A 19,219-nucleotide genomic window follows, 5' to 3' on the forward strand; every position below is an offset into this window, starting at 1 on the left:
CCTCCCTCCTCGTATAATAAATAGATACGAAGAGAGGGAGGAATTTTTTTATGCAAGAACAACGTAAACGCATTTTACAATTAGTTGAAAATGGTACTATTACAGCTGACGAGGCCATTGTATTACTAGAAAAGTTATCAGCGAAAAACGAATCCACTCCGCCAACAGTACAGCCTGTCGTACCATCGACAGAAAAAGAGGACGAGCCCTTTAAGGCAGAGCCATTTGAAGAAGCTAAAAAAGATGAAAGTAAAAAAACAGGATTTGAAGATATTTTCGGCAAATCATTTAACGATAAAGAATTTAATCAAAAAGTAGAAGATTTTATGGGCGATATTAAAAAGGATTTATCACAGTTTAGCACGCGTATGACGGGCATTGTTGGCGCGGCCTTAACGAAGCTAAAGGACCTTGATATCGAAACGCCATTTGGTGAAAAAGTGGATTTCGCGAAAACATACGCTTACCCAGCAACGGAAGTTCGTAGCATCGAACTAGATATCGCGAACGGAAAAATCGATGTTGTTAAAGCAATGGATGAATTAGTGACCGTGCAAGTGACGGGTAAAGCGCAATTAAAAGGAACAGAAGAAGAAACAATCGCGCAAATTACCGAAGAGCTTGTAACGAAGACAGAAGATAAAATCCACATGAAATCTGAAAATAAGTTCACGCAAATTAAAGTGAAAATCGCTATCCCAGAAAAGCATTATGACGTATTTATCGCACGTTTACTTACAGGTTCGATTTCTGTAGAGAACCTAGATGCGAAGCTCATTAAAGCGCGTACGTATAACGGAACGATTCGTTTAGAGGAGTCGACGTTTGATCATGCGGAACTGCAAACGAGCAACGGGGCAGTTGAAGCGCGTAAGATTAAAGGTGATGATTTAGAAATCGAAACAGCAAACGGCCGCATTTATGTGGACGGTGAACTTAAAGAAGTCGAAGCAGAATCGATGAACGGCACAGTCGCGATTACGACAACGAGCAAGGAAGCCCATAAGCTAAAAGCGCGTGCATTAGCGGGTTCAGTAGAGATTTATGTGCCAAAAACAGTCGCATTAGAAGGACAAATCTACTCGAACTTCGGGAAAGCAGATGTCGGCTTAAGCGACGCAAAGTTATATGAGGAAGAAGAACAATTCCTTTTAAAATCAGTACGCTTCACGAAAGAATTAGAAGGCGCGAAGCTCTTAAAAATTACGGGTGAATCACGTACAGGTACGGTGCTTGTGCGTTATACACTGCAATAATAGGACGTGAAGCCCACTTGCAAGGTTAGTACTTGCAGGTGGGCTTTTTTCTATGATTGAGAAGGATTTTCAATAAATATGTCGAACAATACATAAGTCCGAATGTTTATTATATTAATAAAATTTTATGTAACAAAAATATGACAAAGTACATCAGATATTTCAAATGGTGCGTGAAATTTAGCAAGAAATCAATCTGTAAATGGCGCGTGAATCGTCTGTAGTGCATTAAAAATGTGCACACGCTTACAATGAAAAGAAATTGTAATAATTTTATAGCTTGAAAGTGCTATAATAAAAAGGATAAATTTAATTTTTAAGACACAAGAACTTAGGTGGTTTCGTTAATGATTCAAATGAATAATGTAGTCAAAAAGTATCCTAATGGCGTTGTCGCTGCGAACGGGATTACGATTGAAATAAAAAAAGGTGAATTCGTTTATGTTGTAGGTCCAAGTGGTGCGGGGAAGTCGACATTTATTAAATTGATGTACCGTGAAGAAAAGCCAACTTCGGGCGATGTGTTGATTAACAATATTAACTTACGCACGTTAAAAAATGGACGTGTACCTTTTTTACGACGTCAATTAGGCGTAGTATTCCAAGATTTTAAATTGCTACCACGTTTAACGGTTTATGAAAACGTAGCGTTTGCAATGGAAGTAATTGAAGAACAGCCAAAAGTTATCCGCAAGCGTGTGATGGAAGTGTTAGAGCTTGTTGGATTAAAACATAAAGTACGTATGTTTCCAAGCGAACTTTCAGGTGGAGAACAGCAGCGTGTGTCGATTGCCCGCTCGATTGTGAACCGTCCGAAAGTAATGATAGCGGACGAGCCTACAGGGAACCTTGATCCAGAAACGTCTTGGGAAATTATGAATATTTTTGAGGAAATTAATCGTCAAGGGACAACGATTGTCATGGCGACACATAACCGTGAAATCGTTAATACGATTCGTAAACGAGTTATTGCAATTGAAGGCGGCATGATTGTGCGCGATGAGTACGGGGGGGACTACGGCTATGAAGGGTAGAACGCTCGTACGCCATTTTAGAGAAAGTTTTAAGTCATTAGGGCGTAACAGCTGGATGACGATTGCATCAGTTAGTGCCGTAACAGTTACGTTATTATTAGTCGGTGTGTTTGCAGTCATCATGATGAACTTAAATAAAGTTGCAACAGATTTAGAAAACGACGTGGAAATTCGCGTCATGATTGATATTATTCCAGATGCAGCAGAAGCTAAATTAGCAGAAGACCATTTGATTAATGAAATTCACAGCTTGCTAGATGTTGATGAAGTTACATATTCTTCAAAGGAAGAAGAATTAAATAAGCTAATTAAAGATTTTGGCGATGAACTAAGTCTATTTGAGCAAAACAATCCGTTATATAACGTGTTATATGTAAAGGCGGTAGATCCGCTGAAAACGGCGGAAGTCGCGAAGCAAATTGATAGCTTCGATAATACACAAGAGGTTAAATATGGAGAAGGCAAAGTCGAAAAGCTGTTCAACTTTTTAGAAATTGCGCGTAATGTCGGACTTGTGTTAATTTTAGGTTTATTATTTACAGCGATGTTCTTAATTTCAAATACGATTCGTATTACGATTATTGCACGTAAAGATGAAATCGAAATTATGAAATTAGTAGGGGCAACCAATTCATTTGTGCGTATTCCATTTGTATTAGAAGGCATGTGGCTAGGTATTATTGGCTCAATTATTCCAATTGCCGTTGTATCGGTTGCTTACTATAAAATACATGAATTATTATCGCCGCGCTTAAAGGGCGAGCTATTCCAACTGTTAGACGTAACACCACTGTTATACCAAGTGAACGGCATGATTTTACTCATCGGCGTCTTCATCGGCGTCTGGGGCAGTTTCATGTCTGTACGTAAATTCTTAAAAGTATAGATCGATGTTGCAAAAGCTCAAAAAACGCATCTAAGACAAACTGAAGAGAAAACCAATATGCGTTTAGGGGGAAATTAGGTTTTGAAGAAGCTAAATACACGTTCATTTAAACTACTTGCTGTACTACTCGCATGCGTATTATTCATTCAAATGCCAGCAGCCTATGCAGCAAGTTTAGATGACTTGAAAAAAGAGCGTAGCGAGCTTGAGGCTCAGAAAAAAGCCTTAAATAAATCGCTCCAACAAAAAACAAATGAATTAAAAACCAATCAAAATCATCAAGAAGAGCTCATTTCACAATTAGAGAAAATCGGAGCGGAAATTAATACGACAAACCATAATATTGCAGTAGTAGAGTTAGATATTGAAATTGCCAATCAAGAAATTGACGATTTAGAAAAAGATATCGAAGCGTTACAAGAAAAAATCAAACAACGTGATGCACTGCTACGTGAACGTGCACGTGCCATCCAAACAGGCGGTACGGTAAGCTATATCGATGTATTGCTTGGCGCAAACAGCTTCGTTGATTTTATTGACCGATTTTCGGCAGTCAGTACGTTAATGGATGCGGATCGTCAAATTATGCGTGAGCAAAAGGAAGACCAAGAAAAGCTAGAAATTCAAAAGGCTGAATTGATTGCGAAAAAAGAAAATTTAGAAGCGAACAAAGCAGAGCTAGAAAAATTAAAAGCCCACCTTGTGCAAAAAAAGAAAGAAAAAAATAAGTTAGTGGACGACCTTGAAAAAGAGGAAGCCCGTTTACACGATCAAAAAGAACAACTTGAAACACATATTCATGAAACAATTGAGTTAAGTAAAGAAACCGAAGCACAAATGAAGAAAGAGCAAGATCGTTTACTTGAAATTGCACGTAAAAAGGCATTAGAAAAAGCGGCTGCGAAGAAAAAGCAACAACAACAAAGTAGTGTGTCAGCTGGTTCAGGGAACTTACCAACTGTATCAGCAGGTACATGGACAAGACCGGCTGCTGGACGCTTTACTTCAGGCTTCGGTCGTCGTGATATCGGCCCAATCGGTAGTAAAAATCACTTAGGTGTTGATATTGCCAATTCAATTGGTACACCAGTCATTGCAGCAGCAGACGGCGTTGTGTCGTATGTTGGAACGATGAACGGTTACGGTAAATTGGTAATGGTCACACACTCATTAGATGGCGCCCAGTTTACAACAGTGTATGCACACTTAAGTGGTTTTACATCAAGCGTTGGTGATGTTGTATCAAAAGGTGACCAAATTGCGAGAATGGGGAATACCGGGAACTCAACTGGCCCACACTTACACTTTGAAATTCACGTAGGTGAATGGAACGGTAAACGTTCAAACGCAGTAAACCCATTACGCTATATTTCGTTATAAAATTCATCACGTAAGAGTAACTTTTCTAATAAAATTTTACTTGATTGATTGGTGGGCAATGGCATGACAGCAATATGGTCACGTGGTACGTGTCCATACTACTGTCTTTAATGCCGTTTGCGATGCCCGCCAATTCATCATTTTTCCCTCGTCATAAAGTTAAGAGCGCAAAATCAAGCCGCTTGCGCTTACGCGAGGCGGCGGAGAGTAAAAAAGGCACGCTACTTTAATTGAATATGCTGGAATTTTGGCTCTGCTATAGAAAAGAACGCTCTTTATTAGAGGGTTCTTTTCTATATTAATTTTGATTAAAAATAGCATGATTTGAAAGAAATAACTTTTCAAATTACTTGCTTCATCATTTTACTAAAGTAAAGTGGCGCTGAGTAAAGGGAGATTTTAAATAAAATTGCTTCAAAGAATAGAGTTGTACGGAGTGGAGGGGTGGACTTCTAGGGGATTAAGCGTGCGCGGAAAATCCACTAATTACTTGCCGACATGTTGGCAAGTAATTAGTTAGTTGGAGCCACGCCCCCAGAAAAGCCTGCCCCGGAACGCAGTACAATGGACGTGAGCTTAAAATCATCTCGCATTAACGTGTATTCCCCGTAGCGTAGCAGAACGGATTTTATAAAAAAGATTTAGTTAAATACCCAAATACATTTCAAAAAGGCAAAACTTTGAAAATTTAAAAGTTTTGCCTTTTTCTTTTGAATAATTTTCAAATAGATATGATATGGTACTATTAGAAACAAATCGCGAGGTGTAAAACATGAAAAAAAACATCGGGTTGATCATCGTTTTAGCACTTGTCATCACGATGGTTGGCACATACATAAAAAAAGAATTAGATGCGGATCAAAAAATTAGTGAACAAGCAATGGGAAAAGAAGTCGCATTAGATGAAACGGTAGGCCTAGAAAAAGGTAATCTAGCACCGGATTTTACGCTTTCTAATCTACAAGGCGAACCATTGACACTTTCAGACTTAAAGGGTAAACGGGTTGTGTTAAATTTCTGGGCAACGTGGTGTCCGCCTTGCGAAGCGGAAATGCCGCATATGCAAAAATACTATGAGCAGTATAAAAACGAGGACAATGTCGAAATTGTTGGCGTCAATTTAACATACGCAAGAGAAAAAGTTGAGCGTGTTGAAACGTTTTTAAAGAGCTATGACATTACATTTCCGATTGTGTTAGAGCCAGATGAATCAGTTGCGAATCAGTACCGTATTCTTACCATTCCTACGACGTTTATGATCGATACTGAAGGCCGTGTACAAAAGAAAATCGAAGGACCGCTCGATTTAGACACATTACGAGAAAATGTTACACAATTAAATTAGCGAAAATTGATTCGACTTGAGTAGTATGAAATGAATTTCCACTTCATAAATTTTATGGAGTGGGGGGAAGTTTGTGCGAAAAAGTCGAATTTTTTTATTGCTACTGGCGCTAGTAATCGTTGTCGGACTTGTCTATGGTTATAGTAAAATGCAACAGGAAGAAACAAAAGAACAGGCGGATTTTGCGGCAGTCAATGAGTTACATGAACTGATTACGGCTGAATCGGTTTATGATATTACTTCGGAAAAGTTAGTAGAGGGGGCACTGCGCGGGATGGCAAATGCCATTAATGATCCGTATAGTACCTATTATTCACAGCAAGAAGCGGTTTTTCACAAGCAAGCGTTAGCGAGTGAGCGTGTTGGCATTGGGCTTGAATTATCGGAAGTGAATGGGAAGTTTATTGTTGTAGCGCCAGTGAAAGCATCGCCCGCAGAAAAAGCAGGGATTCGACCACTGGATGAGCTGGTTCAAGTCGATGAAACACGACTCGAAGGAAAGACACTGGGTGACGTGATGAAGCTAATGCAAGGGGAAGCGGGCGAAACGGTTGCGCTGGTACTGTATCGACCAGAGCTAGAGAGACATGTAAAACTTGAAGTGAAACGGGAGAAGCTTAAAAATACAACGGTGGAAACGCAATTATTAGAAGTGGAAGAAGTGAAAATTGGCTATGTAATCATCTCGCTCTTTGCCGAAAACACGGCGGAGGAATGGAAAAAGGCGCTTGATGTGCTTTTGGCAAAGGAAGTACAAGGCTTAATCATTGATGTACGTGACAACCCTGGTGGCTATTTACATAGTGTTGCACAAATGATGAGCATGTTTGAGCAAAATGAAAAAACGTTCGCCTATATGCAAAATCATGAGGGGGCGACAGAGTCACTGAAAACAAAAACAAGTGAAGCCTTTGCGCCTTACGCGAAGCAGTTAAGCAATATGCCGATTACGGTGTTGCAAAATGAAGGAAGTGCTTCAGCGAGTGAAGTCTTTGCCGGGGCGCTTCAAGACTGGAAGCGCGGTGTGGTCATTGGTGTCACAAGTTTTGGTAAAGGAACGGTCCAACAAACATGGGAACTGCAAAATGGTGGTGAGGTGAAGCTGTCGACAAATAAATGGTTAACACCATCGAAGCGCTGGATTCATCAAGTTGGGATTGAGCCGGATTTAGAAGTAGAGCAGCACCCGCTGTATAAAGTCGAAATGAAAGTGTTAAAAGGCCGTTTTGATGTGGGCGAATATAGCGAAGAAATTGCCTATAGTCAGCGTGTGTTAAGCGAGCTTGGCTATAATATTGGGCGGACAGATGGCTTTTATGATTTAGACACGGCAAATGAAGTTGAAAAATTCCGCAAGCGTTATGAGTTAGAGGATGGCAGACAGTTAGATGAAGTGTTTTTCCGTGAGCTGACGCTGCAATTAAAGAATTTTAAAGAAGACCCAGTAAACGATATGCAATTGCAAATGGCGGTGAGCTTTGTGATGCACCAATTTGAGTAATTGGTCTATTAAGTTCTGATGCGGCATAGATAATAGAAATAGGACTACGAATTATGACCAGGATTTGATACAATTAGTCGTACGGTAGGTGAGATGATGGATATAACAATTTTATTCGAAATTTTAAAAGGGATTGGTCGCTTTTTTATCAATCCGCTATTTTATATCGCAATTTTATCAGCAATATTTTTAGGTTATCGTCGTGTAAAACGAGAGCGCCGCTTTTTTCATACAAGAATTTTAGACGGCTGGTCAGAGTTGAAAAACATGCTGTTGATGGGCTTTGTCCTATCGTTAATCATTTCGTTATTTAGTGTGGTTATTGGCTTAACGGTATCACTTGAGCTATTAGTCGCGATATTTTTAGTTAGCCTGATCGGGCTCGTTTTATACTTGTATCATGTATTATCGCCAATTATTGTGATGACACTCGCATTTTGTGCGATTGTCTGGATAGATTGGCAAGATTGGTCGTATTCGATTTGGGGTATTGACTTAGCTGGACGTAATGTCGTAGAGGGGTTAGTAATTACCGTGCCCGTTTTAGCTGGGCTACTATTAATGGCTGAAGGGATTTTGATTCGTCGTAACGGAGCGAAATTTGCCTCGCCCATTGTAGAAAAGACCAAGCGTGGAATGAATGGCGTTGCTTACTATAGTAAACAGCTTTGGTTATTACCACTTGTCACGATTATTCCGGGAGATGGCATTCAAAACTTTGCGCCGTATTGGCCACAGTTTACGATTGGCGCAGAGCAATTTTCGCTAATTATTTTCCCGTTTGTCATTGGTTTTCAACAAATGGTACGACAAAAGCTACCGATGTATGTTTATCCGCAAATGGGGGGTAGCATTGTCTTAATCGGTGAATTGGTATTGATTGTTGGTTTACTTGCTTATTTTGTACCGGTACTCGGTGCAGCGGCATTAGCGCTGGGTGCAATTTCTCGTACGGTTATTGGCGTTTACTATAGTCGCTCAGAGGACCGGAACAGTTATGCGGTGATTCGCAGTGAAAAAGGAATCATGATTGCCAGTGTGTTACCGGATTCGCCAGCAGAGAAGATGGGCTTAATTGCTGGGGAAGTTATTAAGAAAGTTAACGGTCAGCTTGTTTTAACCGAAGACGAACTGTACAGCGCCTTACAAATTAATGCGGCACATTGTCGTTTAGAGGTGCTCGATCATAGCGGTGAAATTCGTTTGACCCAGCATGTTGTACACAGTGAAGATAATCATAAAATTGGGCTATTAATTGTCCGTTAAGTAAGTGGAACCTCGCACATTGTGGGGTTCTTTTTTTGTGCATTATGTTTATCACTGTTCGACTTCGTAAAGTATGATACTATAAACGTATTATTCGTTATTTGAATTTTATGAATGCATGTAGAAAGCTTGTCGTTCTTAACAGGAGTGGGAGTTATGTTAGATTGGGTTAGTATTGCGAATGTTGAATTATTGATTGAAAAATATAAATTATTGGGGCCTTGGTTTAGTGTTTTACTAACATCGATTGAGGCGTTTTTACCGTTTATTCCATTGTTTGTCGTGGTTGTTGCGAATGCGGGAGCTTATGGGTTGTTTTGGGGCTTTATGTTATCGTGGCTAGCGACCGTAGCGGGCTCGTATTTATTCTTTTTAATCATCCGCAAATTCGGCAACCATCGACTATTTAAAAAAATAAAAGCGCAACACCAAGTGCAAAAGCTGATTCAATGGGTTGATATGCGCGGCTTTACACCGCTGTTTGTTCTACTCTGTTTACCATTTACGCCAGTGGTTGTGGTCAACAGTGTGGCAGGCTTATCGAATTTAAAAAAGAACTATTATTTTTTGACATTACTCATTTCTAAGCCGGTGATGATTTTTTTCATTAGTTATTTAGGTAGTGACTTACGCGCGGTTGTAAGTTCGCCGATGAAAATTATCGTATCGTGTCTGATTATTGTCGGGATTTGGCTGTTAGGGAAATGGATTGAACACCTGATGAATAAACGTGTAGAACGAGATTTACGCAATGCACGAGCAAATAAGCAGTAAATTTAGGCGTCGCTATATTAAATAGTGACGTTTTTTCTTTGCTATGTCTAGGCTAAAGCGCCAGCCCCTAGGACATTTCGGTGCCTCCTGCAAAAGTGGTGTAGCATTTACTTTTGCGTCAGGCCCTGCAATGTCTGAGGCTCACACGATGTGAGTCATGTCGGTCATGTCACATGCGTTTTGACCAATCGGGGCTTAAAGGGCGATTTAGCGCTTTTCCTATAGGATAAAGTGCGCGAACATGTATTCTTATTATATAATAAAGATACTTAAAAAAAGTGAGGTGTCGGCGATGACGTTACGTGTGATTTCAGGACGAGCAGGGACAGGGAAATCGACTTTTATTCATGAAGAAATTGTAGAGGATTTAAAAACAAATTTACTCGGCCATCCGATTTTTATTTTAGTTCCGGACCAAATGACGTTTTCAACCGAGTATGAGCTGACTAATAATTATGACATTGAAGGCATGATGCGCGCACAGGTCATGACGTTTAAACGTTTAGCGTGGTTTGTACTGCAAAACGAGGGTGGGATTGCACGTGAACGGATTGATAACACTGGGTATCGCATGCTGCTACGTCGCATTTTAGAAGAGCATCAAGAGGAGTTTTTACTGTTCAAGCAAGCAGCTGGGAAGCGCGGATTTACAAAGGAAGTCGAGCAAATTTTAAAGGAATTTAGTCAATACAATATTGATCTTCCATCGCTTAAACCATTAATGGACGCATTACGTGTGAATGGTGCAAGTGAAGTGCTGCTACATAAAATGCATGATATTGAAATTATATTACAGCAACTAGAGGAGCGCATTGGAGCAGAGTATATCGATGGGGATGGTTACTTCCCGTTACTGTTAGAGCGTATGCCTAAAATGGAAAGCTTACGCAATACGCATGTATATTTAGATGGTTTTGTGTCGTTTAATGGTCAGGAGTTTGCGATTTTAAAAGAGCTGTTAATTTATGCGAAGCGTGTGACATTAGTGTTGCCGATGGATCATCCGTCTTCAGATATGCTGGATGGTTCCACGTTTTACCGTGCGGCGATGACCTACGACAAAGTTAAGCATGAAATAGCAAAATTACGATTAGAGCATGGCCTTGATATTGAGGAAGAGCCGCGTATGCATTTAGAGGTAAATTTCCGTAGTAAGAATCGTGATTTACAGCAAATTGAGCGTAGCTTTAATGAGCCATTTGTGAAGCCGATTGAGGCATTAGGAAACGTGAAAATTTTAGAGGGGGTTAATCCGCGTGCAGAAGTACAAGGTATTGCCCAGGAAATTAAAAAGCTCGTTGTCGAAAAAGGCTTGCGCTATCAAGACATCGGGATTATGTATCGCCAAGCAGATGTCTATGATCCGATTATTACGACGACGTTTACGCAATATGAAATTCCATACTTCTCGAATGAAAAACGTGCGATGCTGTACCATCCTTTAATCGAATTTAGTCGTTCAGTTTTAGAAATTCTCACGTCAAATTGGAAGTATGAACCGGTATTCCGCAGTGTAAAAACTGACCTTTATTTCCCGTACAATGCAAATTTAGCCGCGATGCGTGACCGTGCGGATATTTTAGAGAACTTTGTCATTGCAAAGGGGATTGTGCATGATCGTTGGTTTAATGACGAGGTGTGGCATTACCGTCGTTTTAAGTCACTTGAAAAGATGAATACCGTGCAAACAAAGGACGAAGAGGAGCATGAAGCACTACTGAAATCGGCGCGTGATTTAATTCGAGAACCGGTTGCAAAGCTACAGCATAAGCTAAAAGGACATGTAACAGGCCGTGACATTGTTGTGGCATTGTATGAATTTATGGACGAGCTTGAGGTGTATAAAAAGCTCGTGAAAATGCAGGAGCAGGAAGAAAAAACGGCAGCCATGCAAAAGGCGACAGAGCATGAACAAGCGTGGAATGGCTGGGTGCATATTTTAGAGCAGTTCGACCTCATGTTTGGCGATAAAGAAATCGCTTTAGAAGAGGCAGCACAAATTTTAGATGAGGGCTTTGAATCGCTGCAGTTTTCAAGCGTACCACCGACACTCGATGAAGTAACGGTTTCTACGTTAGAATTCGCACGTTTTGATAATAAAAAGGCGATTTTCATTATCGGGGTCAATGACGGCGCGTATCCAATGCGAATGGATTCGGGCGGATTATTATCAGATGATGAGCGTGACGTGTTTGAACAGGCTGATTTCGAGCTGGCGCCAGGAATTAAAAGCCGATTGTTACAAGAAAGCTTTTTATTTTACCGTGCGATTACATCACCGACGGATTATTTATTTATTACCTATGCGAGTGCGGATGAAGAAAGTAAAGGCAAGCTGCCATCGATTTACGTGAACCGTCTGCATAAAATGTTTGAGGTGAAGCAGGACGGAAAAGATGAGCCGGTGCGCACCTTACCGCAACGTCAAGTAGTCGCCGATCCGCTTGATGAAGTGCATTCAGCAAACGTACTCGATTATTTACAGCATCCATCTCCTGCGATTGGCTTTTTAATGACGCAGTTAAAGCAGGCACAATTTGAACGCCGCGAAGTCGCAGAAGCATGGCAGGCACTCCAAGCGTTTTATGAGCGTGAAGGGAACTGGCAGCATGTGCTTGAGCTTGTCACAAAGCCGTTATATGAAACAAATGAGGCAGAGCCACTTACGGAAGAAACGGCTACAAAGCTATACGGTGAAAACTTTTTAGCGAGTGTATCGCGTATTGAGAAATTTTATAGCTGTCCGTATTCACACTTTGCATCGTACGGCTTGAAATTACAGGAGCGTACGGAATTTAAACTGGAATCATTTGCGATGGGCGATTTATTCCATGAGGCAATTCGAACAATTTTATCGGAAAAAGAGCCGACGATTGTGCTTGATACGTATGTGGCATGTTATAAAAAAGCGGATTACACGATTTCAAAACTCGTTGATTACTTCTCGTACAATATTTTAAAAAGCAGTCATCGTTTTGAGTACATTAAAACGAAGCTTGTTAAAATTGTCGCGCGTACGATTTATGCGTTAGTCAACCAAAGCGAGCTGTCAAAATTCAAAGCGATTGCGCATGAAAAGCCGTTTGGTAAGCGGGATGATAAAAATACCGAACAAGATGACCGCAACCCACTCGATGCATTAAAGATTGATTTGGATGATAACCGTAAAATGTTTGTGCGCGGCCAAATTGACCGCATTGATGCGTATAAGGATGCGCAAAACTTATATTTGCGTGTCATTGATTATAAATCGAGCGGCCGTAAATTAGATTTCAACGAGGTGTATAACGGTATTTCGCTTCAGCTGTTAACGTATTTAGATGTGGCGATGCAAAACTTCCCGATTATTGCACAGGAAGGCAAGTTTATTAAGGATTTATCGGAGCTTGAAAACATCATTGTGCAAGCAGCCGGCATGTTCTATTTACATGTGCATAACCCACTGATTCCAACTGAGGATTATGAGCAGCTCGACAAGGTAGAAAGCTTACGTCAGGAAAAGTTCAAGCTAAGTGGCTATATGTTGAAGGATGTCGAGGTAGCGAACTTAATGGATACGTCGCTTGAGCCGAGCAAGACGTCTATTATTGTGCCAGCGAAATTTAAAAGTGGTGAGGAGCTAGAATTTGATGGCCGCTCATCGAAAGTGATCGAACCAGCGCAAATGGAGAATTTACAGCAATTTGTTCACCATAAATTCCGCCAGGCGGGTAATGAAATTTATAAAGGTAACACCGAAATTAAGCCGTACAGCTTAGGCAATCAAAAAGCATGTACGTATTGTAATTTTAAATCGGTTTGTCAATTTGATGAGACCGAAACGGGCAACAGCTTCAATGAACTGAAGAAGCAAAAAGAGGAAGAACTATTCGACAATATGAAAAAGGCGGTGTGTGTACATGACGATTCCAATGAAGCCGAGTGATGTGCAGTGGACCGATGTACAGTGGAAGGCGATTTATGCAGCTGGACATGATGTATTAGTATCGGCTGCTGCGGGTTCAGGGAAAACAGCGGTATTAATCGAGCGGTTAATTCAAAAGATTTTAGCACCTGAGGATGTTCGAATTGATGTCGATGAATTACTCGTTGTAACGTTTACAAACGCATCGGCTGCGGAGATGCGCAATCGTATGGCAGAGGCACTCGAAAAGGCGCTGTCCGAGGACCCAAGCAATGCCTTTTTACGCCGTCAGCTGAGTCTACTAAATAAGGCACAAATTTCAACGCTGCATTCGTTTTGCTTATCGATTTGCCGTGAGTTTGCATACACAATTGATTTAGATCCAGGTTTTCGTTTAGCGAGCACCGAGGAGGCATCACTGCTACAAGATGATGTACTAATGGACGTGTTAGAAAAGGCGTACCGTGGGGATATGGATGCACTATTTTCAAAAGATGAGTTATATGCATTAGTTGATAGCTTTGCGACGGACCGCAGTGACCAGGCGATTGAGTTTTTACTACAGGAAATGTATAAAGTGTCACGTGTACAGCCAAAACCGTATGAATGGTTACGCGCGTTGCCGTCTAAATATGATATTGATCCGAGTACACCGATTGATGATTTAGCGATAGCTAAGGAAATTCGCCCGTTTGTTGTCGCGAGTTTACAAGAAGCAGCAAGTCGTATATATAAAGGCTGGCAAATTGTATCGGTGGAGCCAGCGCTTCAAAAAAACACGGAGTTATTTGAAGGGGAATACGCGGCGGTAAAAGCAGTAGCCGACGCAATGGAGCAAGGCACGTGGCAAGAGGCCTATGAGCTGATGCCAGCAATTGAATTTGGTCGGATAAAAGCTGTGACGAAAAAAGATACCGAGGAAGACCGTGCACAATACGCGATTGCGAAAGACCACCGCGACCAAGCAAAAGCAATGATTGCAGGTTTAAAGGAAACATTTTTCGCCCGTCATCCAAAGCTGTACGTACAGGAAATGGCTGCAACTAAGCCAATTTTAGAAACGTTAGTGAAGCTGACGATTGAATACAGCGAGGCCTTTAAAAAGGCGAAGCAGGAGCGCGGTTTACTGGATTTCTCGGATTTAGAGCATTATGCACTTGAGATTTTAACCGCTCGAGATACGGATACGGCACCACCGACACCGTCTGATGTGGCACTAGGTTTTAAGAAACGTTTTAAAGAAGTGCTTGTTGATGAGTATCAGGACGTTAACTTTTTACAAGAAACGATTCTGCAGCTTGTGAAAAGTGGCGATGAGGCGAGTGGCAATATGTTCATGGTTGGTGATGTCAAACAGTCGATTTACGCGTTCCGACTGGCAGAACCCCGCCTGTTCCTTGATAAATACAAGCGTTTTGACACGGATCCAACGGCGAACGGGATGAAAATCGATTTAAATGCCAACTTCCGTAGCCGTTCAGAGGTATTAGAAGGCACGAACTATGTGTTTGAGCAAATTATGGATGAGGAAGTCGGCGAAATTGAATACGATGAGCAGGCAAAACTAAGATTTGGTGCAAGTTACGATGAGCAGCAAGTCCCGATTGAACTAGTGCTACTTGAGGGCGATTCAAAAACACAAATCGTACCTGGTGCCGAAGAGGATACAGAGGAAGAAAGCATTAGCGCGGCCCAGCAAGAGGCACGTTATATTATTCAGCGTATTCGAGGCTTTGTAGAAAACGGTGGACAAGTATATAACCCGAAAACAAAATCAATGCGCCCCGTGCAATACAAGGACATCGTTGTTCTAATGCGTTCACGCACATGGTATACGACATTCGCTGAGGAATTTAAACGTGCAGGCCTACCGCTGTATGCGGAAACAGATGGTGGCTATTTCGAGTCGCTTGAAGTGATGATTATGCTTAACACATTAAAAGTGATCGACAACCCGTATCAGGACATTCCACTAGCATCTGTTCTGCGTGCCCCGTTTATTGGCTTAACGGAAAATGAACTGGCAGCCATTCGTTTGGTAAACGAAAAAGTGCCGTTTTATGATGCGCTCAAGCAATTCCGTGAGCAGGCGAATGGTGAAATGTCGGGTGCTACGGAGCAAAAGCTCGACAAGTTCTTTAGCCTACATGAAAAATGGCGTAACTTCTCGCGTCACGGGGCACTCGCTGATTTAGTATGGCAAGTGTATTTAGATACGAATTATTTTGAAATGGTTGGCGCGATGGCGAATGGTAAGCAGCGTCAGGCCAATTTACGTGCGCTGCATGACCGCGCATTAAGCTATGAAAAATCATCGTTTCGTGGATTATTCCGCTTCCTACGTTTCATTGACCGTATGCACTCGCGCGGGGATGATCTAGGAATTGCGAAATCCATTAGTGAAGCCGATGATGTCGTAACCCTACTGACGATTCACAAATCAAAGGGCTTAGAATATCCAGTCGTATTTGTTGCGGGCATGAGCCGAGCTTTCAATACAAAAGATTTAAGCAGTCGTTATATTTTTGATCAAGATTTTGGGTTAGCGATTAAATCGGTCAATCCGGATTTGAATATTATTTCAACATCACTACCTCATTTATATGTGAAAGAGAAAAAGCTCGCAAAAATGAAGGCTGAGGAAATGCGTATTTTATATGTGGCGATGACGCGTGCGAAGGAACGACTAATTTTAGTCGGTTCTATAAAAGAGTGGCAAAAGCAAAAGGAAGAATGGCAGTTTTATCAGGATTTACAGGAAAAAGTGCTGCCAAAATATGTGCGTTCTAAAGCAAATAGCTATTTAAGCTGGGTAGGTCCTGCGGTTGCACGTCACAACGATTTCTTATTTGCCGAGTATCGTTCAGAAAAAGCGACGAAAACGGAAAAATGGAAAATTACCGTTGTGCCAAATAGTGATTATTTAGCGGCCAACGAGCAGGCAGATACGGTAGATGAAAAGGACAAGCAAGCAGTGAATGAAGAGCTCGTGACGCTTTTAACGAACCGCTTTTCAGCTAGTTATCCATATGAACAGGCGGTAACAAAAAAATCGAAAACCTCTGTATCCGAGCTGAAGCGATTAGAAAGCTTGCAGCAAATGGAGGAAGAACAGCTGTACAACACCGATGCCAAACGCTACGTAAAAGCGACGGTGCCAAGCTTTATGTTAAAAGGTAAAAAGAAGCGCGAGCTATCAGCAACCGAAATAGGAACCGCGGTACACGCAGTCATGCAGCACGCACCGCAGCAAGGTTTTGAGACAATTGAAGAAGTAGAGCGGTTTAAACAAGTGTTAGTGGAGCGTCAGTTATTACATCAAATTGAAGCAGAGGCCGTGCAAGCCGAGCAGGTACTCGCCTTTTTCAAAACGGAAATTGGGCAACGCTTTACACAGGCAAAGGAAGTGCTACGTGAAATTCCGTTTACGCTCAGTCTAAAAGACAAAGACGGCGATGCACAAATTATTCAAGGGGTAATTGACTGTCTGTTTGAAGATGCGAATGGTCAGTGGATCTTACTCGATTATAAAACCGACTTTATTGCGCCATCCATTTTAGACGATTTTGAGAAAATTAAACAAAAAATGACAAAATCCTACCAAGTTCAATTAAACTATTATCAACATGCTGTACAAGTCATTAAACGCATTGAAGTAAGCGAGAAATATTTATATTTGTATAGCATTGGTCAACAATTGAAAATGGATTAGGAGGATTCTTGTGGAGTTTCGCCCAGTAGGTTCCAAAGAGCGTGTGGCAACGCTTGATATATTACGTGGTTTTAGTTTACTCGGTATTTTACTTGTCAATATGTTTGGCTTTTATTTACCGATGCCACATATTGCGGATTTAAGTAATTGGTTTAGTGAAGCACAAGACATTATTTGGCAACAATTGCTCGATATTTATGTGCAAAGTAGTTTTTATCCGTTATTTTCGATGCTGTTCGGGTATGGTTTAGCAATGCAGTTTTTAAAGGCCAAAGAAACGGGGGCTAGTTTTTATCGATTTGCCCCAAAGCGCATGATCATCTTATTTATAGTAGGGATGTTGCATGCCGTCCTCATTTGGTGGGGCGATATTCTAGCAACATACGCATTTTGCGGCATTTTCTTAATTGCCCTTATGCGCTTACGTGCAAAATGGCTTTTAATCATTGCAGTTGTGGTCAACGGGTTGTATCATGCGATTATTTTAAGTCTATATAAAGCGGGCGGTATGTTTGATACGACAACGGATAGTTTGTCGGTAGATATTGTAGCGATTCAAAGCTCGATTGAGGCATATGGGGTTGGATCGTGGATGGATGCATTTTCGCAGCGCTTAGTCGATTTGTCGATTCAACTGAGCCCGTTTATGTGGATTTCGTCGCTATTTACGATTTTACCGTATATGCTAATTGGAGCAGCACTTGGAAAGTGGCGTCTCATTGAAGGTGCGAAGGACAAGCTAGTGACATGGCTAGTATTAGCGGTACTTGGCATTGGTATCGGGATTTACATGAAAAGCTTACCAATTGCAGGTGCGCAAACATTTGGCAATGAATATTTACAAGTGTACATTGGTGGTCCGATGTTAGCGTTAGGCTATATTGCCGTCGTGACGTTACTTACGCAGCTACCGTTTATTGTAAAAGTTTTATCACCGGTGGCAAAGGCTGGCCGTATGTCGATGACGCTGTACATTATGCAGTCGATTGTCTGCACGGTGCTCTTTTACAATTGGGGCTTCGGATTATTTGGCAAAGTGGATGTACAGATGGGTGTCTTTATTGCCCTGGCGATTTATGTGTGCCAATTAGTAATGGCCGAGCTGTATTTCTCGAAATTTAAGCAAGGGCCACTCGAAGCAGCGATGAAGCGCTTAACGTATGGTAAATAGATTTCAGAAAAGTAAGGTAATTCCAAACGTATTGATGTATGATGTAAAAAAACAGTAAGGAGCGTTTTACGTTATGAAATTGTTATCATTTAAAGTAAATGAACAAGTAAAGTTTGGTCCAAAAGTGAAAAAAGAAGAGGCGGTTTGGGATGTTGTTGAAATTCAAAAGCAACTAAACGTCTTAAAAGATTTCCCGGAAACAATTATCGACGGCATTACGTTAGGCTATGACTTTGTTGAGCAGGTTCGTAAATTAGTAGATGCTGCACAAAAACATGAAGATGGTGCGCAATTTAAATTAGCGTATTCACATATTGAATGGTTATCACCAATTCCGCGTACACCGAAAAATATTTTATGTGTCGGAAAAAACTATAACGATCATGCGGTGGAAATGGGTGCAGAGAAAGCGCCTGAAGATATTATGATTTTCACAAAATCACCAACAGCGATTGCTGCGGATGAAGCGACTTTACCGGTCCATGCGGAGTTAACGGATTCACTCGATTACGAGGGTGAATTAGCGATCGTTATTGGCAAGCGCGGTAAAAATATTCCGAAGGGCATGGCGTTCGATTATGTGTTTGGTTATACCATCGCTAATGACTTAACGGCGCGTGATCTTCAGCAAAAGCATAAGCAGTTCTTCTTAGGCAAGAGTTTAGAAGGAAGCTGTCCAATGGGGCCATACTTAGTAACGAAAGATGAACTTCCTGATCCACAAGCACTTACAGTGGTAACAAAAGTAAACGGTGAAATCCGTCAAAACGGCTCGACAAAAGATATGATGTTTACCGTAGAGGATATTATTGCTATCGTTTCGAAATATGTAACGCTTGAGCCAGGTGATGTTATTTTAACAGGGACACCAGCTGGAGTAGGTAAAGGCATGAATCCACCACAATTTTTAAAAGCAGGCGATGAAGTGAAAATTTCAATCGAAGGTATTGGGACATTAGCGAATCGCTTCGCATAAAAATGTAAAAAATT

Annotated in this window: 12 protein-coding genes; all 12 read left to right on the plus strand. The window is 41.2% G+C overall.

Annotation, left to right across the window (positions count from 1 at the left end):
• Positions 1-50 precede the first annotated feature (50 nt).
• The 12 genes from NSQ62_RS02960 to NSQ62_RS03015 all read left to right on the plus strand — a co-directional run bounded on the left by NSQ62_RS02960 (position 51) and on the right by NSQ62_RS03015 (position 19,205).
• Positions 51-1,256: a DUF4097 family beta strand repeat-containing protein gene (locus NSQ62_RS02960; RefSeq protein ID WP_341322439.1), complete on the plus strand. Its 1,206-nt coding sequence runs from the start codon at positions 51-53 to the stop codon at positions 1,254-1,256.
• Between the two features lie 347 nt (positions 1,257-1,603).
• The gene (ftsE, locus tag NSQ62_RS02965) at positions 1,604-2,290 is read left to right on the plus strand and encodes a cell division ATP-binding protein FtsE (protein ID WP_341322440.1); all 687 of its coding nucleotides are present in this window, start codon (positions 1,604-1,606) and stop codon (positions 2,288-2,290) included.
• Complete coding sequence (gene ftsX, locus NSQ62_RS02970) at positions 2,280-3,176, plus strand: permease-like cell division protein FtsX (protein WP_341322441.1); 897 nt, start codon at positions 2,280-2,282, stop codon at positions 3,174-3,176. The genes ftsE and ftsX overlap by 11 nt, the downstream gene beginning before the upstream one ends.
• Before the next feature lie 81 nt (positions 3,177-3,257).
• Positions 3,258-4,556, plus strand: a complete 1,299-nt coding sequence (locus NSQ62_RS02975) for a peptidoglycan DD-metalloendopeptidase family protein (protein ID WP_341322442.1) — start codon at positions 3,258-3,260, stop codon at positions 4,554-4,556.
• A gap of 772 nt (positions 4,557-5,328) precedes the next feature.
• The gene (locus NSQ62_RS02980; RefSeq protein WP_341322443.1) at positions 5,329-5,901 is read left to right on the plus strand and encodes a TlpA disulfide reductase family protein; all 573 of its coding nucleotides are present in this window, start codon (positions 5,329-5,331) and stop codon (positions 5,899-5,901) included.
• A 73-nt stretch (positions 5,902-5,974) separates the two neighbouring features.
• On the plus strand, positions 5,975-7,402 hold the full coding sequence (locus NSQ62_RS02985) for a S41 family peptidase (RefSeq protein ID WP_341322444.1): 1,428 nt from the start codon (positions 5,975-5,977) through the stop codon (positions 7,400-7,402).
• Between the two features lie 93 nt (positions 7,403-7,495).
• A complete protein-coding gene (locus tag NSQ62_RS02990) occupies positions 7,496-8,668 on the plus strand; it encodes a PDZ domain-containing protein (protein ID WP_341322445.1) in 1,173 nt (390 codons plus the stop codon).
• Positions 8,669-8,824: 156 nt separating this feature from the next.
• Complete coding sequence (locus NSQ62_RS02995) at positions 8,825-9,442, plus strand: TVP38/TMEM64 family protein (RefSeq protein WP_341322446.1); 618 nt, start codon at positions 8,825-8,827, stop codon at positions 9,440-9,442.
• Between the two features lie 292 nt (positions 9,443-9,734).
• Positions 9,735-13,367, plus strand: coding sequence for a helicase-exonuclease AddAB subunit AddB (gene addB / locus NSQ62_RS03000; RefSeq protein ID WP_341322447.1), 3,633 nt, complete (start codon positions 9,735-9,737; stop codon positions 13,365-13,367).
• Positions 13,342-17,058, plus strand: a complete 3,717-nt coding sequence (gene addA, locus NSQ62_RS03005) for a helicase-exonuclease AddAB subunit AddA (RefSeq protein WP_341322448.1) — start codon at positions 13,342-13,344, stop codon at positions 17,056-17,058. Before addB ends, addA begins: the two co-directional genes overlap by 26 nt.
• 10 nt (positions 17,059-17,068) lie before the next feature.
• The gene (locus tag NSQ62_RS03010) at positions 17,069-18,229 is read left to right on the plus strand and encodes a DUF418 domain-containing protein (RefSeq protein ID WP_341322449.1); all 1,161 of its coding nucleotides are present in this window, start codon (positions 17,069-17,071) and stop codon (positions 18,227-18,229) included.
• 73 nt (positions 18,230-18,302) lie between these two features.
• Positions 18,303-19,205, plus strand: a complete 903-nt coding sequence (locus tag NSQ62_RS03015) for a fumarylacetoacetate hydrolase family protein (RefSeq protein ID WP_341322450.1) — start codon at positions 18,303-18,305, stop codon at positions 19,203-19,205.
• Positions 19,206-19,219 lie beyond the last annotated feature (14 nt).

Source organism: Solibacillus sp. FSL H8-0523 (genome assembly GCF_038051985.1).
Classification (GTDB): Bacteria; Bacillota; Bacilli; order Bacillales_A; family Planococcaceae; genus Solibacillus.

What these genes read in the sequence shown, in the direction of transcription:
- NSQ62_RS02980 (WP_341322443.1), top strand. Translation starts at nt 5,329, where the DNA reads ATGAAAAAAAACATCGGGTTGATCATCGTTTTAGCACTTGTCATCACG.
- NSQ62_RS02995 (WP_341322446.1), top strand. Translation starts at nt 8,825, where the DNA reads ATGTTAGATTGGGTTAGTATTGCGAATGTTGAATTATTGATTGAAAAA.
- ftsX (WP_341322441.1), top strand. Translation starts at nt 2,280, where the DNA reads ATGAAGGGTAGAACGCTCGTACGCCATTTTAGAGAAAGTTTTAAGTCA.
- ftsE (WP_341322440.1), top strand. Translation starts at nt 1,604, where the DNA reads ATGATTCAAATGAATAATGTAGTCAAAAAGTATCCTAATGGCGTTGTC.
- addA (WP_341322448.1), top strand. Translation starts at nt 13,342, where the DNA reads ATGACGATTCCAATGAAGCCGAGTGATGTGCAGTGGACCGATGTACAG.
- addB (WP_341322447.1), top strand. Translation starts at nt 9,735, where the DNA reads ATGACGTTACGTGTGATTTCAGGACGAGCAGGGACAGGGAAATCGACT.
- NSQ62_RS03015 (WP_341322450.1), top strand. Translation starts at nt 18,303, where the DNA reads ATGAAATTGTTATCATTTAAAGTAAATGAACAAGTAAAGTTTGGTCCA.
- NSQ62_RS02990 (WP_341322445.1), top strand. Translation starts at nt 7,496, where the DNA reads ATGATGGATATAACAATTTTATTCGAAATTTTAAAAGGGATTGGTCGC.
- NSQ62_RS02960 (WP_341322439.1), top strand. Translation starts at nt 51, where the DNA reads ATGCAAGAACAACGTAAACGCATTTTACAATTAGTTGAAAATGGTACT.